General features: G+C 65.4%; 24 protein-coding genes and 1 pseudogene. 18 read left to right on the top strand and 7 right to left on the bottom strand.

Annotation, left to right across the window (positions count from 1 at the left end):
* The 7 genes from uvrC to C2U70_RS20995 form a co-directional block, all read left to right on the top strand.
* A partial coding sequence (uvrC, locus tag C2U70_RS20965; protein WP_140980319.1) for an excinuclease ABC subunit UvrC occupies positions 1–1,851 on the top strand: 1,851 nt, incomplete at its 5' end.
* 95 nt (positions 1,852–1,946) lie between these two features.
* The gene (gene pgsA, locus C2U70_RS20970; RefSeq protein ID WP_140980320.1) at positions 1,947–2,576 is read left to right on the top strand and encodes a CDP-diacylglycerol--glycerol-3-phosphate 3-phosphatidyltransferase; all 630 of its coding nucleotides are present in this window, start codon (positions 1,947–1,949) and stop codon (positions 2,574–2,576) included.
* Positions 2,573–2,824, top strand: a complete 252-nt coding sequence (moaD, locus tag C2U70_RS20975; RefSeq protein ID WP_140980321.1) for a molybdopterin converting factor subunit 1 — start codon at positions 2,573–2,575, stop codon at positions 2,822–2,824. The genes pgsA and moaD overlap by 4 nt, the downstream gene beginning before the upstream one ends.
* A 6-nt stretch (positions 2,825–2,830) precedes the next feature.
* Positions 2,831–3,298: a molybdenum cofactor biosynthesis protein MoaE gene (locus tag C2U70_RS20980; protein ID WP_140980322.1), complete on the top strand. Its 468-nt coding sequence runs from the start codon at positions 2,831–2,833 to the stop codon at positions 3,296–3,298.
* Positions 3,298–4,257, top strand: coding sequence for a 50S ribosomal protein L3 N(5)-glutamine methyltransferase (gene prmB, locus C2U70_RS20985; protein ID WP_140980323.1), 960 nt, complete (start codon positions 3,298–3,300; stop codon positions 4,255–4,257). The genes C2U70_RS20980 and prmB overlap by 1 nt, the downstream gene beginning before the upstream one ends.
* Before the next feature lie 79 nt (positions 4,258–4,336).
* Positions 4,337–4,927 (top strand): phage holin family protein, encoded by a 591-nt coding sequence (locus C2U70_RS20990; protein WP_140980324.1) that lies wholly within the window; start codon positions 4,337–4,339, stop codon positions 4,925–4,927.
* Positions 4,927–5,976, top strand: a complete 1,050-nt coding sequence (locus tag C2U70_RS20995) for a YihY/virulence factor BrkB family protein (RefSeq protein ID WP_140980325.1) — start codon at positions 4,927–4,929, stop codon at positions 5,974–5,976. The genes C2U70_RS20990 and C2U70_RS20995 overlap by 1 nt, the downstream gene beginning before the upstream one ends.
* A 30-nt stretch (positions 5,977–6,006) precedes the next feature.
* On the opposite strand, the gene C2U70_RS21000 is transcribed toward C2U70_RS20995, so the two are convergent.
* Positions 6,007–6,846 carry a class I SAM-dependent methyltransferase gene (locus C2U70_RS21000; RefSeq protein ID WP_140980326.1) on the bottom strand — a complete coding sequence of 280 codons (840 nt, stop codon included), beginning with the start codon at positions 6,844–6,846 and terminating at the stop codon, positions 6,007–6,009.
* Positions 6,847–6,968: 122 nt separating this feature from the next.
* Here C2U70_RS21000 and C2U70_RS21005 point away from each other — a divergent pair, with 122 nt between their 5' ends.
* The 3 genes from C2U70_RS21005 to C2U70_RS21015 all read left to right on the top strand — a co-directional run bounded on the left by C2U70_RS21005 (position 6,969) and on the right by C2U70_RS21015 (position 11,194).
* Positions 6,969–8,516, top strand: coding sequence for a winged helix-turn-helix domain-containing tetratricopeptide repeat protein (locus tag C2U70_RS21005; protein WP_186294390.1), 1,548 nt, complete (start codon positions 6,969–6,971; stop codon positions 8,514–8,516).
* Positions 8,517–8,854: 338 nt separating this feature from the next.
* Complete coding sequence (locus tag C2U70_RS21010) at positions 8,855–10,324, top strand: EAL domain-containing protein (protein WP_140980327.1); 1,470 nt, start codon at positions 8,855–8,857, stop codon at positions 10,322–10,324.
* A gap of 15 nt (positions 10,325–10,339) precedes the next feature.
* Complete coding sequence (locus C2U70_RS21015) at positions 10,340–11,194, top strand: TIGR01459 family HAD-type hydrolase (protein ID WP_140980328.1); 855 nt, start codon at positions 10,340–10,342, stop codon at positions 11,192–11,194.
* Positions 11,195–11,339: 145 nt separating this feature from the next.
* Here C2U70_RS21015 and C2U70_RS21020 read toward each other — a convergent pair whose 3' ends face one another.
* Positions 11,340–11,735: a response regulator gene (locus C2U70_RS21020; RefSeq protein WP_027551917.1), complete on the bottom strand. Its 396-nt coding sequence runs from the start codon at positions 11,733–11,735 to the stop codon at positions 11,340–11,342.
* Positions 11,736–11,963: 228 nt separating this feature from the next.
* Between C2U70_RS21020 and C2U70_RS21025 the strand changes: the two genes are divergently transcribed.
* The gene (locus C2U70_RS21025; protein WP_140980329.1) at positions 11,964–12,935 is read left to right on the top strand and encodes a bifunctional riboflavin kinase/FAD synthetase; all 972 of its coding nucleotides are present in this window, start codon (positions 11,964–11,966) and stop codon (positions 12,933–12,935) included.
* 9 nt (positions 12,936–12,944) lie between these two features.
* Here the strand turns inward: C2U70_RS21025 and C2U70_RS21030 are convergent, their stop codons facing one another.
* From C2U70_RS21030 to C2U70_RS33735, 3 genes and pseudogenes are all read right to left on the bottom strand, one after another.
* Positions 12,945–13,385, bottom strand: a complete 441-nt coding sequence (locus tag C2U70_RS21030) for an RES family NAD+ phosphorylase (RefSeq protein ID WP_140980330.1) — start codon at positions 13,383–13,385, stop codon at positions 12,945–12,947.
* 9 nt (positions 13,386–13,394) lie between these two features.
* Complete coding sequence (locus C2U70_RS33730; RefSeq protein ID WP_283810395.1) at positions 13,395–13,616, bottom strand: MbcA/ParS/Xre antitoxin family protein; 222 nt, start codon at positions 13,614–13,616, stop codon at positions 13,395–13,397.
* Between the two features lie 36 nt (positions 13,617–13,652).
* Positions 13,653–13,808 (bottom strand): annotated as a pseudogene (locus C2U70_RS33735) (NepR family anti-sigma factor); the annotation flags it as partial.
* Positions 13,809–14,095: 287 nt separating this feature from the next.
* On the opposite strand from C2U70_RS33735, the gene ileS reads away from it, so the two are divergent.
* The 3 genes from ileS (at position 14,096) to C2U70_RS21050 (ending at position 18,613) form a co-directional block, all read left to right on the top strand.
* The gene (ileS, locus tag C2U70_RS21040) at positions 14,096–17,095 is read left to right on the top strand and encodes an isoleucine--tRNA ligase (protein ID WP_140980331.1); all 3,000 of its coding nucleotides are present in this window, start codon (positions 14,096–14,098) and stop codon (positions 17,093–17,095) included.
* Between the two features lie 170 nt (positions 17,096–17,265).
* Positions 17,266–17,760 carry a signal peptidase II gene (gene lspA, locus C2U70_RS21045; RefSeq protein ID WP_140980332.1) on the top strand — a complete coding sequence of 165 codons (495 nt, stop codon included), beginning with the start codon at positions 17,266–17,268 and terminating at the stop codon, positions 17,758–17,760.
* Between the two features lie 106 nt (positions 17,761–17,866).
* Complete coding sequence (locus C2U70_RS21050; RefSeq protein WP_140980359.1) at positions 17,867–18,613, top strand: hypothetical protein; 747 nt, start codon at positions 17,867–17,869, stop codon at positions 18,611–18,613.
* A gap of 186 nt (positions 18,614–18,799) precedes the next feature.
* Here the strand turns inward: C2U70_RS21050 and C2U70_RS33530 are convergent, their stop codons facing one another.
* Positions 18,800–18,955, bottom strand: coding sequence for a hypothetical protein (locus tag C2U70_RS33530; RefSeq protein WP_246666812.1), 156 nt, complete (start codon positions 18,953–18,955; stop codon positions 18,800–18,802).
* Between C2U70_RS33530 and C2U70_RS21055 the strand changes: the two genes are divergently transcribed.
* From C2U70_RS21055 to mutL, 4 genes are all read left to right on the top strand, one after another.
* A complete protein-coding gene (locus tag C2U70_RS21055) occupies positions 18,939–20,198 on the top strand; it encodes a M16 family metallopeptidase (RefSeq protein WP_246666813.1) in 1,260 nt (419 codons plus the stop codon). The genes C2U70_RS33530 and C2U70_RS21055 overlap by 17 nt on opposite strands.
* Positions 20,195–21,571, top strand: a complete 1,377-nt coding sequence (locus C2U70_RS21060; RefSeq protein WP_246666814.1) for a M16 family metallopeptidase — start codon at positions 20,195–20,197, stop codon at positions 21,569–21,571. Before C2U70_RS21055 ends, C2U70_RS21060 begins: the two co-directional genes overlap by 4 nt.
* Positions 21,572–21,681: 110 nt before the next feature.
* Positions 21,682–22,098, top strand: coding sequence for an alternative ribosome rescue aminoacyl-tRNA hydrolase ArfB (gene arfB / locus C2U70_RS21065; RefSeq protein WP_140980335.1), 417 nt, complete (start codon positions 21,682–21,684; stop codon positions 22,096–22,098).
* 214 nt (positions 22,099–22,312) lie between these two features.
* Complete coding sequence (mutL, locus tag C2U70_RS21070; RefSeq protein ID WP_140980336.1) at positions 22,313–24,118, top strand: DNA mismatch repair endonuclease MutL; 1,806 nt, start codon at positions 22,313–22,315, stop codon at positions 24,116–24,118.
* A 1-nt stretch (position 24,119) separates the two neighbouring features.
* On the opposite strand, the gene rsmD is transcribed toward mutL, so the two are convergent.
* Positions 24,120–24,677, bottom strand: coding sequence for a 16S rRNA (guanine(966)-N(2))-methyltransferase RsmD (rsmD, locus tag C2U70_RS21075; protein ID WP_140980337.1), 558 nt, complete (start codon positions 24,675–24,677; stop codon positions 24,120–24,122).

The raw sequence follows: 24,677 nt of genomic DNA on the forward strand, positions 1-24,677 counted from the left end.
ATCGAGCGCGCGGTGCGGCTCGCGCCGACCTCGGCCGGCGTCTATCGCATGCTCAATGCGAACAACGACGTGCTCTATGTCGGCAAGGCCAAGAACGTCAAAAAGCGCCTCTCCAATTACGCGCGCCAGAGCGCACCGCAGCCGGCGCGCATTTTGCGCATGATCGCTGCGACGGTGTCCGTGGAGATCGTCTCGACCACGACGGAGACCGAAGCGCTGCTGCTCGAAGCCAATCTCATCAAGCAGCTCAAGCCTCGATTCAACGTGCAACTGCGCGACGACAAGTCGTTTCCCTATATCCTGATCACCGGCGACCATTGGGCGCCGCAGATCCTGAAGCATCGTGGCGCGCAGTCGCGGCCCGGCCGCTATTTCGGACCGTTCGCCTCCGCCGGCGCCGTCAACCGCACCATCACGGCGCTGCAGCGTGCGTTCCTGATCCGCTCCTGCACCGATTCATTCTTCGAGAGCCGCACGCGGCCCTGCCTGCTGCACCAGATCCGCCGCTGCGCCGGCCCCTGCACGCGCGAGATCGACTTTCCCGGCTATGCGACGCTGGTGCGCGAGGCCACCGACTTCCTCTCCGGCAAGAGCCACGCTGTAAAGCAGGAGCTCGCCGGCGAGATGGAAAAGGCCGCAGGCGAGCTCGAATTCGAGACCGCCGCGCTCTACCGCGACCGTCTCGCCGCGCTGTCGGCGATCCAGTCGCAGCAGGGCATCAATCCGCGCACCGTGGAAGAGGCTGATGTGTTCGCTATCCACCAGGAGGGCGGCTTCTCCTGCGTCGAGGTGTTCTTCTTTCGCACCGGGCAGAACTGGGGCAACCGCGCCTATTTCCCGCGCGCGGAGAAGACGTTTACGCCGGAGGAAGTGCTGGGCTCGTTCCTCGCGCAGTTCTACGACGACAAGCCGCCACCAAAGATGGTGCTGCTGTCGCATGAGATCGAGGAGAGCGAGCTGCTCGCCAATGCACTGTCGATCAAGGCCGGCCGCAAGGTGGAAGTGTCCTCGCCCAAGCGCGGCGAGAAAAAGGAGCTCGTCACCCACGCGCTCACCAACGCGCGCGAGGCGCTGGGACGTAAGCTCGCGGATACCGCCACGCAAGGACGCCTGCTCGAGGCGATGGCGAGCACGCTGGCCCTGCCCCATCCGCCGAAGCGGATCGAGGTCTACGACAACAGCCATATCCAGGGCACCAACGCGGTTGGCGCCATGATCGTCGCCGGCCCCGACGGGTTCGTGAAGAACCAGTACCGCAAGTTCAATATCAAGTCCGAAGGGCTCACGCCCGGCGACGACTATGCGATGATGCGCGAGGTGCTGGAGCGCCGCTTCAAGCGCCTGATCAATCCGCCCGAGGATGCCGCCGGCAAGAGCAAGGACGATGATTTCCCGCAATGGCCCGACCTCGTGATCATCGACGGCGGCCGCGGCCAGCTCAACGCCGCCAAGGAGATTTTTGACCGCCTTGGCCTTAACCAGGTGTCGCTGATGGGGGTCGCCAAGGGGCCCGAGCGCGACGCCGGCCGCGAAACCCTGTTCATCCCGGGCCGGGAGGCGATCAAGCTCGAGCCGCGCGACCCCGTGCTCTATTTCATCCAGCGACTGCGGGACGAGGCCCACCGCTTCGTCATCGGCTCGCACCGTAAACTCCGCAAGAAGGACATCCGCGAGGCCGGTTTGCAGGAAATCCCGGGCATCGGCCCGTCACGCAAACGTGCCTTGCTGCACCATTTCGGAACCCTGAAGGAGATCGAGCGTGCCTCGATTGCCGATCTCGGCAAGGTTCCGGGAGTGAGCGCCGAAAGCGCTCGCAAGATTTTCGACTATTTCCATCCCCAGCCGGGATGAACTAAAGGGGATCAGCGGTCATATGGTCGTCGCCTGCACCCCTCATTGAGGGCCGGACGGTTGACCTTCATGCCGCAGCGGTATTGGTAGAACGAATGAACATCGCAACGACACGGGGGACCGCCAAGGGCTCGAACAAGAGCTCGATGTCCCTTCCGAACATGCTGACTTATGGCCGGATCGCCGCGATCCCGGTGGTGGTCGGATGTATCTATGCCCAGTCGATTCTGGACGGACCGCTCTGGCTGCGCTGGGTGGCGGTCGCCATCTTCATCGCGGCGGCGGTGACCGACTACCTCGACGGCTACTACGCCCGGATCTGGAATCAGCAATCCGCCTTCGGCCGGATGCTCGACCCCATCGCGGACAAGCTGCTGGTCGCCTCCTGCCTCCTGATGCTCGCCGCCGACGGGATCATCCACGGCTGGGCGCTGTGGGCTGCCATCGTCATCCTGTGCCGCGAGATCCTGGTGTCGGGCTTGCGGGAATATCTGGCCGCGCTCCGCGTCAGCGTGCCCGTCACGAAACTCGCCAAGTGGAAGACGACAGCGCAGCTCGTCGCGATCGGTTTCCTGCTCGCCGGCCCCGCCGGCGACGAAGTGGTGCCGGTGGTGACGCTGATCGGCCTCTTGTTGCTGTGGGCCTCGGCGCTGCTGACGATCTACACCGGCTACGATTATTTCCGCGCCGGCATCCATCACCTCATCAAGGAGGATGAGGGATGAAGGTGAAATATTTCGCCTGGGTGCGCGAGCGCGTCGGCAAGGCGGAAGAGACGATCGAGCCACCGGCAACCGTTCGCACCGTCGAAGAGTTGATCGCCTGGCTGTCCGGTCTGGGCGAGGCTTACGCTTATGCGTTCGAGAAGCCAAAAGTGATCCGCGCTGCGATCGACCATGCCCATGTCAAGCCGGACGCGGCGATCGCCGGCGCCCGCGAGATCGCGTTCTTCCCGCCGATGACCGGCGGCTGAACTTGCATGGCCACCCCCGTCACCATCCGCATCCAGCCAGACGATTTTGACGTCGCGCGCGAGATCGCAGCCTTGTCGCACGGGCGCACCGACATCGGCGCGGTCGTCAGCTTTTCCGGCATCTGCCGCGGTGACGAAGACGAGACGAAGATCGCAGCTCTGACGCTCGAACATTATCCCGGGATGGCCGAGGAAGAGATCGGCCGTCACGTCGACGAGGCGCTGTCGCGCTGGCCGCTGAACGGCGTCACCGTCATTCACCGTGTCGGACGGATCGAGCCGGGCCAGAACATCGTGCTGGTGGTCACGGCCTCGCAGCACCGCCAGGCGGCGTTCCAGGCCGCGGAGTTCTTGATGGACTATCTCAAGACCAGCGCGCCGTTCTGGAAGAAGGAAGAGTCGGCTGCCGGCAACGGCTGGGTCGAGGCCCATGCCCGCGACGATCAGGCCGCCGCACGCTGGACCAAATCCTGATGGCAAAAGCATCGAAAAAGCCCGCGCCCCGCGGCGCCGCGCCAAAACTTGCGAAGGTCGCCAGCGGCGAACTCGTGACGCTGTTCGATTTCGTGCGCTATGCCGTGAGCCGCTTCGTCGAGGCAAAGCTTGCCTTCGCGCATGGCACGACGGATCCGGTGGCCGAGGCGGCCTTTCTGGTTGGCGAGGCCCTGCACCTCCATCCCGACCAGTTCGAGATGTTTGCCAATGCCCGCGTCACGTCAGCGGAAGCCAAAACCATCGTCGCGCTGATTCACCAGCGGGTCACCACCCGCGAGCCGGCCGCCTATCTCGTCAACAAGGTCTACATGCGCGGCCTGCCCTTTTATGTCGACGAGCGCGTGATCGTGCCGCGCTCCTTCATCGGCGAATTGCTGGATTCGCACTTCGGCGGCGACGGCGAGGCAGGCTCGCTGATCGATGATCCCAGCGCTGTTGAGCGCGTGCTCGACCTCTGCACCGGCTCGGGCTGTCTCGCGATCCTCGCCGCGCATCATTTCCCGAATGCCGAGATCGACGCCGTCGACATCTCCAGGGGCGCGATCGAGGTCGCCACGCGCAACGTTGCCGATTATGGACTGGAGGATCGCCTCACTCTCCACCGCGGCGACCTCTTTGCGCCGCTGGGCGGCGCGCGCTATGACCTGATCATCTCCAACCCACCCTATGTCGATGCCGAAGGCATGGCTGCACTGCCCCCGGAATGCCGCGCCGAGCCAAAACTCGCCTTCGACGGCGGCGTCGACGGGCTGGACGTGGTGCGCCGCATCCTGCGCGAGGCGCCGGATCACCTCACACCGGAGGGTGGGCTGTTGTGCGAGATCGGCCGTGGCCGCGAGCGGATCGACGAAGCGTTTCCGGAACTGCCGCTGCTCTGGCTCGACACCGAGGACAGTGAAGGCGAAGTATTCTGGATCGCCGCCGTCGATCTCGGCTGAGCCACCACGTCCAGCGGAACAACTCAAACCGCGCCACGTTCATCCCCGAAGAATTGTCTGTCGGTCGGAGGATGTCCGCATGCTTGCGCCATCGGGTGAATTGCTGCGCGCTGGCGTGGCACTCAAGATCAATCACCTCAAGCGCGCCACGCAATCCTATCTGCGCGACCGCGCCAACCAGACCACCGGCCGGGTGACGTCCTATGCGGTTGCTGCGGGGTTGTTCGCTGCGGCGGGCTTGTTCGTCGTCGCAGCCCTCTTCGTCGGCCTGATCGCGCTGTATCGCTGGATTGCAATCGCTTACGGGCAATTCTGGGGGTTTGGCGCCGTCGGCGCGGTCCTGCTGGTGCTTGCTGCGATCCTTGCCGGTGTCGCCATGGCGCAGATGAAGCGTCGGCCAAGAACCATCGTCCCGTTGGCCAGCCGCCTGCGCGTCGCCATCGCAACGCCCCGGATTCCGCGCGGCACGGTCAAGGAAGCGGTGAAGGAGGTCGCGACCACGATCCCGCTGGTGCCGCTCGCGCCCGGCGAGAGGGGGCATCGCAATGGCAAAACCTCCCGGGCGGGCGGCAACCGACCGGTGCAGCTCGGCTTGATGCTCGCGGCCGTCGGCCTCCTGGGGTTCACCGCGGCGCGCAGGCGGCGCCACACTCACCAACTGGACGCATGATGACGCCGCGGCGCTCCGGCGAGCCCGATAGCTGGCTCCTGGTCGCCGCCACAACCATTTTCGTCCTGACGGCCGAACGCTACTTCGGCGACTATGTCACGTCGCGATCCGGCTCGGTCGCAGCACGCCGCAACGGTGAGGGCAACTCGCCCGAGACCGATCCCGCGCGCGCGGTCGCGCAGCCCGGGCATGGTCATCACTCCACAAGCCCGCTCCACATTCCATGGAAAGGCTGGAAGGACATCCTCTGGCGGACCTACGAGCGGATCGACGAGGACCGCCTGCTCGCGACGGCAGGTGGCGTCGTGTTCTTCGGCCTGCTCGCGGTCTTTCCCGCCGTCACCGCGCTCGTCTCCTTCTACGGCCTGTTCGCCGATCCCTCGACGATCAGCGCCAACCTGCACACGCTCGCGATGATGCTGCCAGACGGCACCTTCCAGATCGTCGAAGACCAGGTCGCACGCGTGCTCTCCAAGGGCAACACCGAGCTCGGTGTCACCTTCCTGTTCGGCCTGCTGCTGGCGATCTGGAGCGCCAATGCCGGTGTCAAATCCATCTTCGACGCGCTCAACGTCGCCTATGAGGAGCGCGAGAAGCGTAGCTTCATCCGCCTCAATCTGGTGTCGCTGGCCTTCACGATCGGCGGCATCGCGGCACTGTTGCTGATGGTGGCCGCCGTGGTCGCCTTCCCACTTGCTTTGAACCATCTGGGGCTAGGGCCGGAAAGCAAGCTGATCGTCGCACTGGGGCGATGGCCACTTCTGTTCGTGATCCTGCTGGTCGCACTCGCCATTCTCTACCGCTACGGGCCAAGCCGCGACGCCCCGCGCTGGCAATGGCTGAGCATCGGCGCGGTGACCGCAGCCATATTGTGGATCGCAGGCTCGGCGTTATTATCTTGGTATTTGTCGGAATTCGCAAACTACGACGCCACCTACGGCTCGCTCGGGGCGGCGATCGGCTTGATGATGTGGATGTGGATGTCCGCAATCGTGGTCATGTTCGGGGCCGAACTGAACTCCGAAATCGAGCGGCATCAGGCCAGATAGCTTCCGGCCTGATCCGATGTCCCGTGCGGCTCAGCGCTTGGTGATGACGGCTTCGAGATATTCGCTGTGCACCACCACCGTGCCGTCATCGGCATGGTTGAACTCGCCGGCCAGCGCGAGCAGGTCGCGCTTCAACGCCGCCTGCCCGTTGGCATCGAGCGCGGCAAAGGCCTTCAGCATCGGCCCGTAAAAACTCTTGAACACGTCGAGCCAGTGGTCGGGCGAGCGATAACGGAACACGAACATGCGCGGTTCGGCCGAAATGTCGGACGCGGTGCGTCCGAACATCTCCTCAAGGCGCGCCTTGGTGCCCCACAGCGCCGGCGACTTCACACCCGCCGGCGGCGGCAGATGCTTGCCGATCGTCTTGAAGAGCTGGCCGATAAAACCCTGCGGCGTCCAGTTCGCGAGCCCGATCTTGCCGCCGGGCCTGCAGACGCGCGCGAGCTCCGAGGCCGCCTTGTCCTGGTCCGGGGTGAACATCACGCCGAAAGTCGACACGACAACGTCGTAGCTGGCGTCCGCAAACGGCAGCGCTTCGGCATCCGCCTCGCGGAATTCGATCTTGAGATGCTCGGCAGTTGCACGCTCGCGACCGCGTTCGAGCAACGCCGGCACGTAGTCGGTGGAGGTCACGTCGCACCACCGGCGCGCTGCGGCCAGCGTCACATTGCCGTTCCCCGCGGCGACATCGAGCACCTTGCTGCCGGCGCGCAGGTCCAGCGCCTCGCAAAGCTGTTCGCCGACGATCTGCAAGGTGGTGCCGACCACGGCGTAGTCGCCGGACGACCAGGCGCCGTGCTGGCGCTGCTTGACGGCGGACAGGTCCGGCTGGGTGTCGGTGGGCTTGAGGGCTGCGGATGTCGACATGGGCAATCTCCGTTGGGGGTAGCAATGCCGGGACGATAGGGCGCATGCCCCCTGCTGGCTTTGAGAGCCCCGTTATTTTACGTTGAGAGCGCCTTGATTTTTGTGCGGGAGCCGAACCAGGCGTGGCGTTCCAGTTCGAGGACTTTGTGCTGGATTTCGAACGCCGCGAGTTGCGGCGCGCAGGCGCCCTCGTTGCGCTCGAACCGCAGGTTTTTGACCTGCTGACCTTTCTCGTCCGCAACCGCGACCGCGTGGTGACGCGGGACAATCTGCTCGATGCGATCTGGAACGGCCGCGTGGTCTCTGAGTCCACGCTGGCAAGCCGCATCAATGCTGTCAGGCGCGCGATCAACGACAGCGGGGAGGAACAGCGGCTGATCCGCACCGTGGCCCGCAAGGGCGTCCGCTTCATAGGCGAGGTCGTCGAGACTGCCAGCGCCCCGCCCGTGCCGCGCGACGAGGCGACCGCAAGTCTGCCCCTGCCCGACCGCCCCGCCATCGCCGTGCTGCCCTTCAGCAATCTCAGCGGCGAGATCGAGCAGGACTATTTTTCCGACGGGATCAGCGAGGACATCATCACCGCGCTGTCGAAGCTGCGCTGGTTCTTCGTCATCGCCCGCAACTCCTCCTTCATCTACAAAGGTCGCGCCGTGCACCTGCGCCAGGTCGCCGACGAGCTCGGCGTCCGCTACGTGGTCGAAGGCAGCGTGCGCAAGGATGGCGAACGCGTGCGCATCACGGCGCAGCTCAACGACGTTGCGACCGGCAGCCATCTCTGGGCCGAGCGCTACGATCGCGAGCTCGCCGACGTCTTCGCGGTGCAGGACGAGATCACCGAAGCCATCGTCGCAGCGATCGAGCCGCAGCTCTATGCGGCCGAGAACTTTCGCGCCCAGCGCAAGCCGCCGGGCAGTATGGATGCCTGGGACCTCGTGATGCGCGCGCTGTCGCATTACTGGCGGGTGACGCGGCAGGACCATGTCGTGGCCCAGGCCCTGCTGGAGAAGGCCATCGCGCTCGACCCTGACTACGGCAAGGCGCTCGGCCTGCTCGGAACCAGCTACATGTTCACGGCCCATATGGGCTGGATGGACATGGCCGCGGCGCTGCCATTGGCCGAGCGGGCCGCGACCGCCGCGATCCGCGCCGACGGCGAGGATCCCTGGGCCCACAACGCGCTCGGCCACGTCCACTTGTTCGCGCGCAGGTTCGAGGATGCTCTCGCCGAGTTCGAAACCGCCCTGCAGCTCAACCCGAATTTTGCGCTGGCGCAGGGCTATTATGGCCTTGCGCTGAGCTATTGCGGGCGCTGGCGGGACGCCGACGAGGCGGCGCGCCGCGCCATCCGCCTCAGCCCGCGCGATCCCTACGCACCGGTTTATTTCGGCATCGCCGCCTATGCCCGCTTCCTCGGCGAGGACTATGAGGAGGCGATCCGGCTGGCGCATGAGTCGCTCAGACAGCGCAGCGACTTCGTCGGCGCGCACCGGGTGCTCACGGCAGCCGCCGGAATGGCTGAAAAGACCGATATTGCCCGCAAAGCCTTGCAGGAATTGCAGCGCGCCCAGCCCAATATCTCGCTCGCCTGGATCGCCGAGTTCATGCCGATCCGGCTTGCAGCCGATCGCGAGCGCTATCTGGAAGGTTTCCGGCGCGCCGGCCTCAGCTAAGGCGCGACGGAACCGGGGTCGGTCTCAAATTGGCGACGGTCCGGAAAGAGGTCGAAAACAACCCCATGCACAGTAGCCGGTGACGACCTCGGCCTGGTTTCGATTTTTACGAAATTCTGCTTGACACGTCGGGCAAATCGCTGGCATAGTGGCATCATTGCAGCAGGCGGGATCGGCCGCGCATTGCCAGTCCGTCGGCGTCCGACGCCGCTATCCCCACGAATCAACATTGATGTTAGGCTCGTCGCGCTTGGGGAAGCGTGCGAGGTGACCGTGGCGGAACGGGCCCGTGTTTTCCCCGGGTGGGGCAGTCGGCATTTGAGGGCGCAGCGCGCGGCATGATTCGCATTTCGACGATCTTCATCGCCATCTGCATGGTTCTGGTTGCGGCCTCGCTCGGCCTGGCGCTCTACTCGGTCGCCGGGATCAGCGGAACGGAATCCGCGATCGTGGCGCTCGCGGCGCTGACCTTCATGATCCTCTACAACGCCGTCTCGATGCGCCTGCGCGACCGCAGCGACGTCGGCGGCCAGATCGCCGATCTGTCGCGCGGCACCGCGGATCTCGCCCGCCAGGTCGCGGAATTCGGCCGCAGGCTCGCCGCCGTCGAGGGCCGCGTGGCATCGGCCAACTCGACCAATGCCGACCGGGTCCAGTCCGTCGCCGGCGAGATCAACGAGCTCGGCGGCCTCGTCAAGCAGCTCGCCGCCACCGTGTCGGCGCATGAGGATCTGCTGGCGAACACCGGTGCTCCGCAAGCTGTTGCTGCGGCGCCGATCGCAAAGCCGGACGCGCCGAAGGAGCCGGCCGCCGGCGTTGAAGCGAAGCCCGCCGCCGTTCCGCCGCCGGTGCCCAGGCCGGTCCAGGCGGCTCCGCCTGCGGTTCCCGTCATCGACACCGCAGTTTCGCGCAACCAGACCCAGATGCTCGCAACGCTGCGCAGCGCCGTCGACGAGAACCGCATCGACATCTTCCTGCAGCCGATGGTGACGCTGCCGCAGCGCAAGGTCCGCTTCTACGAGGCGGTGACCCGGCTGCGCGACGAGCGCGACCAACTGATCGCCGCGGAAGAATTCATCTCGGTCGCGGAAGCCTCCGGCCTGATCGGCCGCATCGACAACATGGTGATGCTGCGTTGCGTCCAGGTGCTGCGCCGCCTGATGGTGCGCAACAAGGATGTCGGTGTGTTCTGCAACGTCGCGGCGTCCACGCTCGGCAATTCCACCACCTTCTCGCAATGCCTCGACTTCCTCGAAGCCAACCGCGCGCTGGCATCGGCCCTGGTGCTCGAGTTCAAGCAATCGACGTTCCGCAATCTCGGACCGGCCGAGACGGAAAATCTCGCGGCGCTCGCGCAGCGCGGCTTCCGCTTCTCGATCGACCACGTTACCGATCTGCGGATCGAGCCGCGCGAGCTCGCCGACCGCGGCGTGCGCTTCATCAAGGTGCCGGCCTCGCTGCTGCTCGATCCAAGGCAGGCCTCGACCTCGGACATCCATCCCTCCGACCTCTCCGACCTGCTCGGCCGGTTCGGCATCGACCTGATCGCCGAGCGGATCGAGGGCGAGCGCGCCGTGGTCGACCTGCTCGACTATGACGTCCGGTTCGGCCAGGGTTTCCTGTTCGCACCGCCCCGGCCATTGCGGCCCGATGGGGCTTCTGCTACCGCCGGGGCCCTGCCGAACCAGGCGCAGGAACCTCAAGGGGCAGACCAGGGATCAAATGGCTCCGGCATTTCCAGTCCAGGCGAGACGGCGGCCGCGCCGCAGCGCGTCACCGGCAACGCGGCGCTCGCGCGCCGCATCTGATCGGCCGCTCGCATCATGACCACGCTGCATTTCGTCGAGCACCTGCGCGAGCTCACGAGCGATGTGGACGTCGTGCTCTCTGACATCTGGGGTGTGGTGCATAACGGGCTGGAGTCCTTCCCCGAGGCCTGCGAGGCGCTGCACACCTATCGCAGCCATGGCGGCACGGTGATCCTGATCACCAATGCGCCCCGGCCGGCGGATTCGGTGCAGCGGCAGTTGCGCAAGCTCGGCGTCGCCGACGAGACCTATGACGCGATCGTCTCGTCCGGCGATTTGACGCGGCTCTATGTCGCCGAGCATCCCGGCCGGAAGGTGTTCTGGCTCGGACCCGAGCGCGACAGTTCGATCCACCGCGGCCTCAATGCGCAGTTCGCGCCGCTGGAGGAAGCCGACTACATCGTCTGCACCGGCCTCTACGACGAAGAGACCGAGTCTGCGGAAGACTATCGCGGCATGCTGCTCCAGGCGCGCGAGCGCAAGCTGGCGCTCGTGTGCGCCAACCCCGATATCGTGGTGGAGAGCGGCGACCGGCTGATCTACTGCGCCGGCGCGATTGCCGAGCTTTATCGCGAGCTCGGCGGCGAGGTGATCTTCTACGGCAAGCCGCACCGGCCGATCTACGAACGCGCCATGGCGCTTGCCGGCGAGCGGCAGGGCCACACGATCGACCGCAAAAAGGTGCTGGCGATCGGCGATTCCGTCCGCACCGATCTCACCGGCGCGCGCGAATTCGGCATCGACTGCCTGTTCGTGACCCGCGGCATCCATTCCGAGGAATTCGAGGGTCTCGACCAGCTCGACCCGGCCTCGGTGATGGAATTATTCGGCCACCCGCCGAAGGCGCTGATGCGCGAATTGAAGTGGTGAAAAGCATCGTGCCCCGGACGCAGTGCACCACGAAGTGGTGCGCTGCCGAGCCGGGGCCTATCTTGCTTTGATGGTATGCAGTCTGGGTCCCGGCTCAGCGTCGCGTCATTACATGCCGCGCCGCGTCCGGGACACGAAAGTGTCCTTACGCGCTCGCCATGTCCGGGAAGACCGCCTCGATCTTGGTCTTCAGCGTCGCCGCGTTGAACGGCTTGACGATGTAATTGTTCACGCCGGCCTTCTTGGCCGCGATCACGTTCTCGGTCTTGGATTCCGCCGTGATCATGATGAAGGGCGTGGTGGCGAGGTTCGGATCCGCGCGCACTTCGCGCAGCAGGTCGTAGCCCGTCATCGGCTCCATGTTCCAGTCGGAAATCACGAGGCCGTACTTCTTGCCGCGCATCTTGTTCAGCGCTGCCGAACCGTCGCTGGCATCATCGATATTATCGAAGCCAAGCTGTTTCAGCAGATTCCGGATGATACGGATCATGGTGCTGTAGTCATCCACCACAAGAACCGGCATCGACAAATCAACCGCCATCTCGACTCCCCCAAACGCAACCAGGAAATATTAACGAACGAACTGCAGGAGCCAGCGCCCCACTGTTCCAAGTCCAAGGACTAGCACCAAGGCGTTAAACAGCGCGTTAATTGGCCGGTTCGGGAAAGGATGGAAATCCTGTGCAATCCGGCCGCATCCCCCGCTTGACTTCGCCGGGCGCGTCACGCCACGGTCCGGCCCGACCCGCCCGTCCAGAGAATTCCCCTGATGGCTCCGCCTTTTACCGTTATCCGCGACCGCACGCCGACCTCCGAAATCCCCAAGGGCGCGGTCGTCGCCATGGGCAATTTCGACGGTGTCCATCTCGGCCATCGCGCCGTAATCGCGGCGGCCCTGGAAATGGGCCGGGCCCATGGCCGCCCAGCCTTCGCGCTGACTTTCGAGCCGCATCCGCGCCGGTTTTTCAGCCCGACCACCCCGCAATTCCGCCTCACCGACGAGCGCGCCAAGCTGCGGCTGCTGGCCGGCACCGGGCTTTCCGGCGCCGTGGTGATGACCTTCGACAAGGGCCGCGCCGGTACCTCGGCGCAAGACTTCATTCACCATGACCTGATCGGACGGCTCGGGGTGAGCGGGATCGCGGTCGGTTATGACTTCCATTTCGGCAAGGGCCGGGTCGGCTCGCCGAGCCTTCTCGTCAGTGAGGCGCCGCGGCTCGGCATCGAGGTCGACGTGCAGGCCCATGTCGATATCGACGAGCGGCCGGTCTCCTCCAGCGCCATCCGCATGGCGCTCGCCGAGGGGCAGCTCGACGAAGCCACCGCCATGCTCAGCGCGCCCTGGTTCGTGACCGGCGAGGTCATCCATGGCGAGAAGCGCGGCCGCGACCTCGGCTATCCCACCGCAAACATCCGCCTCGATGCCAATTGCGGGCTCAAGCATGGCATCTACGCCGTGCGGGTCGGCCGCGGGACCGAGCGCCTCGATGGCGTGGCGAGCTTCGGCCGCCGCCCGACCTTCGACAACGGCGCGCCGCTGCTCGAAATCTTCCTGTTCGACTTCAAGGGCGACCTTTACGGCGAGCAGCTCGATTGCGCCTTTATCGGCTTCATCCGCGAGGAGCTGAAATTCGACGGTATCGACGCGCTGATCCGCCAGATGGACCTGGATTCGGCCGAGGCGCGGCGCATTCTGGCCGCCGCCCCGGATGCTTTCCCGAGGCTTGGATCAATCGATTGATCGATCGACCTAACCGAGCAGCCGTGGATCGAATGGCGCCTGGATCACCTCGGCCACGCTAACACGCGCAGCGTCTGGATGTGCCGGATTCAGGAGAAAGTTGGCCCCTTGCGTGCTTATCGCTGACGGCACTTGCAAGAGCAGACTCGCTGACCGGTCGAGCCATCGATCCCCTATCTCGCGGCTGACCGCCGTCTGGGTTCGCCAATCCAGCGGCAATTCCGCCCCGACGGCCTCAACGACGAGGTTGTCGGGGATCGCGATACGCAGCAACTGGTACGTCGGCGGCATGAGATCGCGGTCCATGTGGACCAGCATCTCCAGCAGTGCACTCGATGGATGATCAGCGAGATACACGACCCGCCTACCTTGCGAATGCCATCTGCCAGCGGCCCTCATGCCGCCAATTCCGGAAAGATCAACGTAGTTCGAAATTCGCCAGAGCTCCATCTTGCGAGCTCAGGCGAAAATTCCGTGGTCGATCTGTTCCAGTAGTTCGCGGACGACGGCGGTACCAAGCTCGTCCTGCAAGAGTTCAGCGGGTCTTTGGCCCGACAAAGCGCGATTTGGTCGCTGCAGCCAAGCCTCAGCTTTGTCCTCATCGCCAAATACGCGATCAGCAAGAGTCTTGATCTCCAGAATCCTTATGACCTCCCCCGCAATATTCGAGTTTGCGGCCAGAGAGGGACTATCTTGGACCTGAGAAGGACTTTCCTGGGCCTGAAAGGAGGGGGTATCGAGCTTCCTGATCAGTTCAGCGAACCGATCCGGAACGCCACTACGGACGACATCATCGTACATCGCCCGAAGTTGGTGACCGAGCCGCGACTCAATCTCGGAGCGAAGCCCTCCCTCTCGGCGAAGCGCCTTCATCCTTTCGTAAGCGTCGGCAAGCTTGGCGCTCATGAATATTCTCCATCTATCAACAATTTAGTCCCTTTGAGAAATTCCGCAACCGGGCGCGTCGCCATGATCAGGGCCTTTGCGCTTCAGCCGCCCCCCTGCTAAGGAGAGCCGATGTTTGCGCGGCGCATCATAGGGATTAGCGGCCCGGCTTCCGCCTGAGCCTTTTGGCTCGGCGCAAGACCGGGATTTTGTCGTTTCACCCGCGATTCCGCATCGCCATCCGTCCCCGCGCCCTTTCCGAGCCAGTCATCTCCATGTCCGACAAGCCGCAGAAGTCCGAAGCCAAAGACTATTCCAAGACGCTGTTCCTGCCCCAGACCGAGTTCCCGATGCGGGCCGGCCTGCCGCAGCGCGAGCCCGAGATCCTCAAGCGCTGGTACGAGATCGGGCTCTACGAGAAGCTGCGCGAGACTGCGAAGGGCCGCGAAAAATTCGTGCTGCATGACGGCCCGCCCTACGCCAACGGCAACATCCATATCGGCACGGCGCTGAACAAGATCCTCAAGGATCTCGTCACCAAGAGCCAGCAGATGCTCGGCTTCGATTCCAACTACGTGCCCGGCTGGGACTGCCACGGCCTGCCGATCGAGTGGAAGGTCGAGGAGGAGAACTATCGCAAGAAGGGCAAGCAAAAGCCCGACTTCCGCGACTCTGCCGCCATGGTCGCCTTCCGCCGTGAATGCCGCGCCTATGCCACGCACTGGCTCAACATCCAGCGCGAGGAATTCAAACGTCTCGGCGTGATCGGCGACTGGGCGCATCCCTACGCCACCATGACCTATCCGGCGGAAGCCCAGATCGCGCGCGAGCTGATGAAGTTCGCCGCCAACGGCACGCTCTATCGCGGCTCAAAACCCGTGATGTGGAGCGTGGTCGAGAAGACGGCGCTGGCCGAAGCCGAGGTCGAGTACGAGGACTACACCTCGGACATGGTGTGGGTGAAATTCCCGGTCACTTCGCCGGCGCATGGCGCGCTGGCTTCCGCAAGCGTCGTGATCTGGACCACCACGCCGTGGACGCTGCCCGGCAACCGCGCGATCTCGTTCTCGCCGAAGATCGCCTATGGCCTCTACAAGGTCACCGACGCGCCCGCCGACAACTGGGCCAAGACCGGCGACATGCTGATCCTGGCCGATGCGCTTGCGGCAGAGGTGTTCAAGCAGGCGCGCGTCACCGCCTACGAGAAGGTGCGCGACATCCCCGGCGATACCATGGACGCGATCGAATGCGCCCATCCGCTGAAGGGGCTTGCCGGCGGCTACGGCTTCACCGTGCCGCTGCTGCCGGGCGACCACGTCACCGACGACACCGGCACCGGCTTCGTACACACCGCGCCCAGCCACGGCCGCGAGGATTTTGACGTCTGGACGGCGAGCACACGTGAACTTGACGCGCGCGGCATCAACAGCGCGATCCCCTACACCGTCGACGAGAACGGCGCCTACACCAGCCAGGCGCCGGGCTTCGAAGGCAAGCGCGTCATCAACGACAAGGGCGAGAAGGGCGACGCCAACGATGCCGTGATCAAGGCGCTTGTCGACGCCGGCAAGCTGCTGGCGCGCGGCCGCTTGAAGCATCAATACCCGCACTCCTGGCGCTCCAAGAAGCCGGTGATCTTCCGCAACACGCCGCAATGGTTCATCGCGATGGACAAGCCCATCGCGGCGGATGGCAAGACCAAGTCCGGCGATACGCTGCGCGCCCGCGCGCTGCATGCGATCTCGGTGACGCAATGGGTGCCGCCGTCGGGCCAGAACCGCATCAACGGCATGATCGAGGCCCGCCCGGACTGGGTGATCTCGCGCCAGCGCGCCTGGGGCGTGCCGATCGCCGTGTTCGTGCGCGAGAAGGGCGACGGCTCCGCGGAAATCCTGCAGGACGAGGCCGTCAACAAGCGCATCGGCGAGGCCTTCGAGAAAGAAGGCGCCGACGCCTGGTACATGGAGGGTGCGCGTGAGCGCTTCCTCGGCTCGCGCGCCAATGAGGATTGGAAGAAGGTCGACGACATCCTCGACGTCTGGTTCGATTCCGGCTCGACCCACGCCTTCGTGCTCGAAGACCCCGTGCACTTCCCGGGGCTGACAGGCATCAAGCGCAAGGTCGACGGCGGCAAGGACACCGTCATGTACCTCGAGGGGTCTGACCAGCATCGCGGCTGGTTCCACTCCTCGCTGCTGGAAAGCTGCGGCACGCGCGGACGTGCGCCCTACGACATCGTGCTGACCCACGGCTTCACCCAGGCCGAGGACGGCCGCAAGATGTCGAAGTCGCTCGGCAACACGATCGAGCCGCAGGCCGTCATCAAGGAATCCGGTGCCGACATCCTCCGCCTCTGGGTCGCGTCCTGCGACTACACCGACGATCAGCGCATCGGCCCGGAGATCCTGAAGAACACGGTCGAGACCTATCGCAAGCTGCGCAACACCGTGCGCTGGATGCTCGGCACGCTGCATCACTACAAGGCTGCCGACGCTGTCGCGCCGGCCGAGATGCCCGAGCTTGAGCGGCTGATGCTGCACGAGCTGTCGATCCGCACTGATGTGATCCGCAAGGCCTATGAGACCTTCGACTACAAGACCGTGGTCGCGACGCTGGCGGCGTTCCTCAACAGCGAGCTCTCCGCGTTCTATTTCGACATCCGCAAGGACACGCTGTATTGCGATCCGCCGTCGTCGGTGACGCGCAAGGCGGCGCTGACCACGATCGACATGCTGTGCGATGCCATCCTGAAATGGCTTGCGCCGGTCTTGAGCTTCACCGCGGAGGAAGGCTGGCGGATGTATCGCCCCGATGCCGAGCCCTCGGTGCATCTCACGCTGTTCCCGGTCGGGCTGGAGCAATTCCGCGACGAGAAGCTCGCCGCGAAATGGGAGACGATCCGCAACGTCCGCCGCGTCGTTACCGGCGCGCTCGAGCTCGCGCGCGCCGCCAAGACGATCGGCTCGTCGCTCGAGGCGTCTCCGGTCATCTATGTGGCTGATCGCGCCGTGCTCGGCACGCTGTTCGACGTCGACCTCGCCGAAGTCTGCATCACCTCGAGCTATGAGGTGCGGGAGGGCAAGGCGCCGGCTGATGCCTTCAAGCTCGACGGCGTCGCTGGCGTTGCCGTCGTCGTCGAGAAGGCGGTCGGCACCAAGTGCGCGCGCTCCTGGAAGATCCTGCCCACGGTCGGCGAGGACCCTGAATATCCCGACGTCACCCCGCGCGACGCCAAGGCGCTGCGCGAGTGGAAGGCGCTGGGGGTGGGTGTTTAACTCCGTGTCGTCCTGGCGAAAGCCAGGACCCATTACCCCTACAGTCCAACGCGAACGAAGGTGATGACCCCGAGTCTCTCAAACAATGACCGCCTGGGGTTATCGCGACGAGCGCATGGCGCTCGCGCGGGGGTCCTGGCCTTCGCCAGGACGACGGCGGAGGTTGGGGCATGACCCCCGTCCGCGCCGGCATCATCGCGGCCGTGGTCACGGTCGTTCTCGACCAGGCTTCGAAGCTGTGGCTGCTGAACGTGTTCGACATCGCCCGGAAGGGCGCGGTCAAGGTGACGCCGTTCTTCGACCTGGTGCTGGCCATGAATACCGGCATCAGCTACGGCCTGCTGCAGACCGACAGCGCGGCCGGTCAGTTCGCGCTGACGGCCGTCAAGGTCGTCGCCGTGGTGGCGCTGGCGGTCTGGATGGCCCGCTCGCACACAAGGCTCGCCACCGTCGCACTGGGCCTGATCATCGGCGGCGCCATCGGTAACGGGATCGACCGCGTGGCCTATGGCGCGGTGGTCGATTTCGCCCTGTTTCACGTCAATATCGGTGGAAATACCTATAATTGGTACGTGTTTAACCTCGCCGACGTGGCGATCGTTGTGGGCGTGGCGGCCCTATTGTATGATTCCTTCCTAGGGGTAACCGCCGCAAAAGCGCCCTGATCCCGGCCGATACGGACCGGTCAGTGGAACCTTGCCTGCAAGGGTTTTAGCCGTGGGTTTTAGCCGTGTCTGGCGCGGCGATCTGCCACAAGGAATGGGTAAAGTGATGCGCAGCTCCGAGACCAGCGGCTCGATGGTTCGAGGCTCCAAGGGATACTCGAAGACATTCCTGGGTGCCTTGAAGCTCACCGCGGTCGCGCTGGGCGTCGGTCTCGTGATGTCGGCAGGCCCGGTGCGGGCCGGCGACGACGACGATCAGGACGACATGACCTTCGAAGAGAAGCTGATCGACAATCTGATGTCGGGCCTCGGCGCCAAGAGCATGGAAAAGCCCGGCGTCGACTATCGCGAACGCTCCCCGCTGGTGGTCCCGCGCAAGCTGGACCTACCGCCGCCGGCCTCCGAGCAGGCCGCCGCCGCGCCGAACTGGCCGAAGGATCCCGACGAAAGGCGCCGCAAGGAAGCCGCGGCTGCGCGGAAGAAGGCCAACGCCAGCACCAAGGTGCAGGAACCGTGGCAGGCGGCCCAGCCGCTTTCGCCGAGCGAGCTCGACAAGGGCAGGACCAACACGGCATCCCGCGGGACCCATGATCCGCTCGCACCGGGCGCCGATACCAACAACCCAACGATGAGCCCGACCCAGCTTGGCTCCAGCGGCAGGCTCTGGGACATCTTCAAGAGCTCGAGCGCGACCGAGCAAAAGACGTTCACGAACGAGCCGCCGCGCCAATCGCTGGTCGAGCCCCCGGCTGGCTATCAGACCCCGTCGCCGAACTACGCTTACGGCACCGGCCCGGACACGACGAAGAGAACCTATTACGACGTCCAGTCCGGCAAGGAGAAGACGCAATAGCGTTCCTCCCCTGTCTCCAGGATTTGGCACGCGCGGAACTGCCGCAATTGTCCGGTGTAGGCCGCAGACGGCAGATGACCTATTTTTAAGTACCAGTTGATCGCGTTCTCTGCTTCGTGACGCCATGCGTCAACCGCGCGGTATAGGATGCCGTGCCTTCCGCCGCGGACATTCGGGTCCGGGCCTTCAAAGGATGATGATGTCCTCAAACCGCTCGGCCGCCTGCCTCCTTGCCGCGTTGCTTTCCTGTGTGGTTTCGACCGGCGCCATTGCCCAGACCACGGTCACATCGGCACCACCCGCCAGCTTCACCCTCGCGAACGGAATGCAAGTGGTCGTCATACCCGACCACCGCACGCCCGTGGTCACCGAGATGATCTGGTACAAGGTCGGCTCGGCCGACGAGACCCCCGGCAAGTCGGGCCTCGCCCACTTCCTCGAACATCTGATGTTCAAGGGTACGGCAAAACATCCGGTCGGCGAGTTCTCCCAGACCGTGCTGCGTGTCGGCGGCAACGAGAACGCCTTCACCTCGGTCGACTACACCGGTTATTTCCAGCGCGTGCCGAAAGAGCAACTCCCGACCATGATGGAGTTCGAGGCCGACCGCATGACCGGCCTCGTGCTCAAGGACGAGAACGTGCTGCCCGAGCGCGACGTCGTGCTCGAAGAGTACAACATGCGGGTCGCCAACAATCCCGACGCGCGCCTGAACGAGCAGATCATGGCCGCGCTCTATCTCAACCATCCCTATGGCCGTCCGGTGATCGGCTGGCACCAGGAGATCGAGAAGCTCGATCGCGAGGATGCGCTGGCGTTCTACCGCCGCTTCTACGCGCCGAACAACGCGATCCTGATCATCGCCGGCGACGTCGAGCTTGCCGACGTCCGTCCGCTGGTCGAGAAAAACTTCGGCTCGATCCCGGCACAGCCCGCGATCCCCGCCCGGCGCATTCGTCCGCAGGAGCCTGAGCCGGCCGCGCCGCGCACGGTGACGCTGGCCGATCCGCGCGTCGAACAGCCGAACGTGCGCCGCTATTATCTGGTGCCTTCGGCCACGACCGCGGCATCGGGCGAAAGCGCAGCCCTCGACGTGCTCGCGCAATTGATGGGCAGCGGCAGCAACTCCTATCTCTACCGTGCGCTCGTCGTCGACAAGCCGCTCGCGGTCTCCGCCAGCGCCAGCTATTCCTCGACCGCGCTCGACCCGACCCAGTTCTCGATCTCGGCCTCGCCCAAGCAGGGCGTCAGCTTCGCCGAGGTCGAGCAGGTGATCGACGGCGTCATCGCCGACATCATCCAGAATCCGATCCGCGCCGAGGACCTGGAGCGGGTGAAGACCCAGCTCATCGCGGAAGCGATCTATGCCCAGGACAATCAGGCCGTGCTGGCGCGCTGGTATGGCGGCGCGCTGACGACGGGGCTTTCCATTGAGGACATCAGGAGCTGGCCCGACCGCATCCGCGCCGTCACCGCCGAGCAGGTGCGCGCGGCCGCGCAGAAATGGCTGGAGAAGAAGCGCTCGGTGACCGGCTATCTGATCAAGGACACCAGCAGCGCCAAGCGCGAGGAGAAGCGTTCGTGACCTATCCCTTCGTCCGCACGAAGCGCCTCGCGCTGTCCATCGCCACCGGCGCCGTTGTCGCGCTCACCACCATCTCGCCGTCGCAGGCCGCGGCAAAGATCCAGCACCTGATCTCGCCCGGCGGCATCGAAGCCTGGTTCGTGCAGGATGCGACCGTGCCGCTGATCGCGATGGAATATTCGTTCGGCGGCGGCGCGGCGCAGGATCCCAAGGACAAGCCCGGCACCGCCAACCTGGTCGCCGACCTGCTCGACGAGGGCTCCGGCGATCTCGATTCCAAGACGTTCCACGAGCGGCTCGACCGCCGCGCCATCGAGCTCAGCTTCTCGGCCGCCCGCGACACCTTCCGCGGCAGCCTGCGCATGCTGCGCGACAACAAGGACGAAGCCTTCGACCTGTTGCGGTCGGCGCTGACCTCGCCGCAGTTCAACACCGTCGATGTCGAGCGCATCCGCTCGCAGGTGATCGCGGGCCTGCGCCGCGACACCACCAACCCGACCTCGCTCGCGAGCCGCAAATTCCTCGAGATCGCCTATGGCGGCGACCATCCCTATGGCCGTCCGACCAACGGCACGCTGGAGAGCGTGCCCACCATCACGGTGCCCGACCTCAAGGAGTATGTCCGCCGCGTGCTCGCCAAGGACGGCTTGAAAATCGCCGTCGTCGGCGACGTCGATCCGGCAACGCTCGGCAAGCTGCTCGACCAGACCTTTGGCAGCCTGCCCGCCAAGGCGAGCCTCAACGCGGTGCCTGACATCGACGCGGCAAAACCGCCGCAACGCGCCTTCGTGCCGCTCGACGTGCCGCAGACCGTCATCACCTTCGGCGGCCCCGGCGTGAAGCGCAGCGATCCGACCTTCATGGCGGCCTATGTCGTCAACCACATCCTCGGCGGCGGCGGATTGTCGTCGCGGCTTTATCGCGAGGTCCGCGAGAAGCGCGGCCTCGCCTATTCGGTGTTCGAATCACTGCTGTGGATGGAACATTCGGCGCTGTTCATCGGCAACACCGGCACCCGCGCCGATCGCGCCGGCGAGACCCTCGATGCGGTCGAGAAGGAAGTCCGCCGCATCGCCGAGGAAGGACCGACGCAGAAGGAGCTCGACGAGGCAAAGTCCTATCTCAAGGGCTCGCAGATGCTGGCGCTCGACACCTCGTCCAAGCTCGCCCAGGCGCTGCTGCAATACCAGCAGGACAAGCTGCCGATCGACTACATCGAAAAGCGCAACGCCATCGTCGACGCCGTGACGATGGATGATGCCAAGGCCGCCGCCAAGCGGCTGTGGGGCCAGGGCCTGCTCACCGTCGTGGTCGGCCGCACCCCGCAGGCCGCGGCGCAGCCGGCCGCAGCGCCCGCGACGAAGTCGAACTGAACTTCCTATATGCTGTGCGATGGCCGGGTTCGTCCCGGCCATTTGCGTTTTTGGTGATGCAGCATTACGAAACGTCGATGCCTGCCAGAGGCACGACGAACGGTGATGCCATGCTGCGGATCTCCCGCGACCTCGTGATCGACGAAGACGACATCGAGATCGGCTTCGTCCGCGCCTCCGGCCCGGGCGGGCAGAACGTCAACAAGGTCGCCACGTCAGCGCAACTGCGCTTCGACACGCGCAAGCTGACCTTGCCGGAGGACGCGGCCTTGCGGCTGGCGCGGCTCGCCGGCCAGCGCATGACCAAGGACGGCGTCATCGTGATCCAGGCGCAGCGCTTTCGCACCCAGGAGCGCAACCGCCAGGACGCCATCGACCGCCTGCTCGAGATCCTCAAGGAGGCCATGGTGCGGCCGATCCCGCGGCGTGCGACCAAGCCGACCTTCGGCTCGAAACAGCGCCGGCTCGAAGGCAAGAAGCACCGCAGCGACATCAAGGCCAAGCGCGGCCGCAGCTTCGACGACTAGAGCGTTTTCCAGCGAAGTGGATGCCGGTTCGCGTCAAGAAAACGCGTCAAAACAAGAATCTAGAGCTCCGTTCCGATTCCATCGGAACGGATAAAGCTCTAGAGGCCAGCGGTTCCGGCGCTGTTTGACATGTGGGCAGCCCGGTCCTGCCCCATGCAATTGCACCCCTGAGGGACTAGATTGGCCCTCGAGAGCCACGCGCCCTGAGTCCCCCATGCCCGTCCGCCAACTTCCCGAACAGGTCGTCAACCGCATCGCCGCCGGCGAGGTGGTCGAGCGTCCGGCGAGCGTGGTCAAGGAGCTCGTCGAGAACGCGATCGATGCCGGGGCGAGCCGGATCGACGTCTTCACCGATGGTGGCGGCCGGCGCCGGATCGGCATCACCGACGACGGTAGTGGCATGAGCGCGAAGGATCTTGCGCTTGCCGTCGAGCGCCATGCCACCTCGAAACTCGACGACGAGGATCTGCTGCAGATTCGCACGCTCGGGTTTCGCGGCGAGGCGCTGCCCTCGATCGGCTCGGTGGCGCGGCTTTCCATCACCACCCGCCATGCCGGCGAGCCGCATGCCTGGGCACTCAATGTCGAGGGCGGACAGAAATCCGAGATCATGCCGGCGGCGCTGGCGCATGGCACGCGCGTCGAGGTCAACGACCTCTTCTACGCAACGCCGGCACGGCTGAAATTCCTGAAGACCGACCGCACCGAGGCCGAGGCGATCCGCGAAGTGGTGCGACGGCTGGCGATGGCGCGGCCCGACATCGCGTTTACGCTCGCCGGCGAGGAGCGCGCGCCGGTGACCTGGGCCGCGGCCCTGCCGGGCGCGGCCGGACGGCTGACGCGGCTCGGCGACATCCTGGGAGCGGAGTTTCGCAGCCACGCCATCGAGGTGCATTCCGAGCGCGACGGCGTCGTGGTCGCCGGCTATGCCGCCGCGCCTGCGCTGACCAAGGCGAATGCGCTCGGGCAGTATCTGTTCGTCAACGGCCGCCCGGTGCGCGATAAGTTGATCCTCGGCGCGGTGCGCGCGGCCTATTCCGACTATCTGCCGCGCGACCGTCATCCGGTGCTGGCGCTGTTCGTGACGCTCGATCCGCGCGAGGTCGACGCCAACGTGCACCCGGCCAAGACCGAAGTGCGCTTCCGCAACGCCGGCCTGGTGCGCGCGCTGATCGTGCACGGGCTGAAGGAAGCGCTGGCGCGCGAGGGCCGGCGCACCGCGGCCAACAGCGGCAGTGCTGCGATCTCCTCGTTCCGGCCGGCCTTCACGCCGCGGCCGGGCAATTGGGACTGGCGCAGCTCGCCTTCCTTCCCGTCGGCGCCATCCTTTGACGGCGCGGCCGCGCCGGCCTTCGCGGAGCGCGCGCAGGCGACCTTCGACGTCGGCGCGCCGACCGCGGACGTGCGCTTCGAGAGCGAGCCGGTCGGCGATCTCGTCGATCGGCCGCTCGGTGCGGCGCGCACGCAGATCCACGAGACCTATATCGTGTCGCAGACCCGCGACGGCCTCATCATCGTCGACCAGCACGCCGCGCATGAGCGCATCGTCTATGAGCGGCTGAAGGCCTCGCTCGCCAGGAACGGCGTGCAGCGGCAGATTTTGCTGATCCCCGAGATCGTCGAGATGGACGAGGCGACCGTGGAGCGGCTGCTGGCACGCGCCGACGAGCTCGGTTCGTTCGGGCTCGCGATCGAATCCTTCGGCCCCGGCGCTGTCGCGGTGCGGGAAACGCCGTCGCTGCTCGGCAAGACCAATGCCGGCGGGCTGCTGCGCGATCTCGCCGAGCACATGGCCGAATGGGACGAGGCGCTGCCTCTCGAAAGGCGGCTGATGCACGTCGCCGCCACCATGGCCTGCCACGGCTCGGTGCGCGCCGGGCGACGGCTCAAGCCGGAAGAGATGAATGCGCTGCTCCGCGAGATGGAGGAGACGCCGAACTCCGGCCAGTGCAATCACGGCCGGCCGACCTATGTCGAGCTGAAGCTCGCGGATGTGGAGAAGCTGTTCGGACGGCGGTGAGTCAGTTGGATCGCCTCAGGAACACGAACTCTGTGTCGTCGTAAGCACGTCGCTCGAGCTCCTCGAACCCCTCGGGCGCCTTGAACTGCGCAGCCTTCGCCTCTTCCACCACCAGCAGCGCGCCCGGCGTGAGCCAACCGCCATCGCGCAAGCTCACCAGCGCCTTGTCAGCCAAGCCCCTGCCGTAGGGCGGGTCGAGGAACACCAGCGAGAACGGCTCGACCGGATGGGCGGGGCCGAGATCGGTGGCATCGCGGCGGTAGACCTTGGTGACGCCGCCCAATCCGAGCGACTCGACATTGTTGCGCAGGAGAGCACGGGCCTCCGCGCCATTGTCCACGAACAGCGTGAATTTTGCGCCCCGCGAGGACGCCTCGATGCCGAGCGCGCCGGTGCCGGCGAAGAGATCGAGCACGCGCGCATCTTGAATCGGATCCTCATAGGCGTGCACGAGGATGTTGAACACGGACTCGCGCAGGCGATCCGCCGTGGGGCGGATATCGCGCGAGGACGGTGAGGCCAGATTGCGCCCCTTCAAGCGACCGCCGACGACGCGCAT

This window comes from Bradyrhizobium guangdongense (assembly GCF_006483445.1).
Lineage (GTDB): Bacteria > Pseudomonadota > Alphaproteobacteria > Rhizobiales > Xanthobacteraceae > Bradyrhizobium > Bradyrhizobium guangdongense_A.

Excerpts from the sequence above, each read along its gene's own strand:
- C2U70_RS21030 (WP_140980330.1), bottom strand. The coding sequence starts at position 13,385 with ATGGAGCTCTGGCGAATTTCGAACTACGTTGATCTTTCCGGAATTGGC.
- ileS (WP_140980331.1), top strand. The coding sequence starts at position 14,096 with ATGTCCGACAAGCCGCAGAAGTCCGAAGCCAAAGACTATTCCAAGACG.
- C2U70_RS21010 (WP_140980327.1), top strand. The coding sequence starts at position 8,855 with ATGATTCGCATTTCGACGATCTTCATCGCCATCTGCATGGTTCTGGTT.
- C2U70_RS33530 (WP_246666812.1), bottom strand. The coding sequence starts at position 18,955 with ATGACGACCACTTGCATTCCGTTCGCGAGGGTGAAGCTGGCGGGTGGT.
- C2U70_RS21055 (WP_246666813.1), top strand. The coding sequence starts at position 18,939 with ATGCAAGTGGTCGTCATACCCGACCACCGCACGCCCGTGGTCACCGAG.
- C2U70_RS21000 (WP_140980326.1), bottom strand. The coding sequence starts at position 6,846 with ATGTCGACATCCGCAGCCCTCAAGCCCACCGACACCCAGCCGGACCTG.
- C2U70_RS20990 (WP_140980324.1), top strand. The coding sequence starts at position 4,337 with ATGCTTGCGCCATCGGGTGAATTGCTGCGCGCTGGCGTGGCACTCAAG.
- C2U70_RS21025 (WP_140980329.1), top strand. The coding sequence starts at position 11,964 with ATGGCTCCGCCTTTTACCGTTATCCGCGACCGCACGCCGACCTCCGAA.
- mutL (WP_140980336.1), top strand. The coding sequence starts at position 22,313 with ATGCCCGTCCGCCAACTTCCCGAACAGGTCGTCAACCGCATCGCCGCC.
- arfB (WP_140980335.1), top strand. The coding sequence starts at position 21,682 with ATGCTGCGGATCTCCCGCGACCTCGTGATCGACGAAGACGACATCGAG.
- C2U70_RS21015 (WP_140980328.1), top strand. The coding sequence starts at position 10,340 with ATGACCACGCTGCATTTCGTCGAGCACCTGCGCGAGCTCACGAGCGAT.
- C2U70_RS20980 (WP_140980322.1), top strand. The coding sequence starts at position 2,831 with ATGGCCACCCCCGTCACCATCCGCATCCAGCCAGACGATTTTGACGTC.
- C2U70_RS21020 (WP_027551917.1), bottom strand. The coding sequence starts at position 11,735 with ATGGCGGTTGATTTGTCGATGCCGGTTCTTGTGGTGGATGACTACAGC.
- rsmD (WP_140980337.1), bottom strand. The coding sequence starts at position 24,677 with ATGCGCGTCGTCGGCGGTCGCTTGAAGGGGCGCAATCTGGCCTCACCG.
- moaD (WP_140980321.1), top strand. The coding sequence starts at position 2,573 with ATGAAGGTGAAATATTTCGCCTGGGTGCGCGAGCGCGTCGGCAAGGCG.
- C2U70_RS20995 (WP_140980325.1), top strand. The coding sequence starts at position 4,927 with ATGACGCCGCGGCGCTCCGGCGAGCCCGATAGCTGGCTCCTGGTCGCC.
- C2U70_RS21050 (WP_140980359.1), top strand. The coding sequence starts at position 17,867 with ATGCGCAGCTCCGAGACCAGCGGCTCGATGGTTCGAGGCTCCAAGGGA.
- prmB (WP_140980323.1), top strand. The coding sequence starts at position 3,298 with ATGGCAAAAGCATCGAAAAAGCCCGCGCCCCGCGGCGCCGCGCCAAAA.
- lspA (WP_140980332.1), top strand. The coding sequence starts at position 17,266 with ATGACCCCCGTCCGCGCCGGCATCATCGCGGCCGTGGTCACGGTCGTT.
- pgsA (WP_140980320.1), top strand. The coding sequence starts at position 1,947 with ATGAACATCGCAACGACACGGGGGACCGCCAAGGGCTCGAACAAGAGC.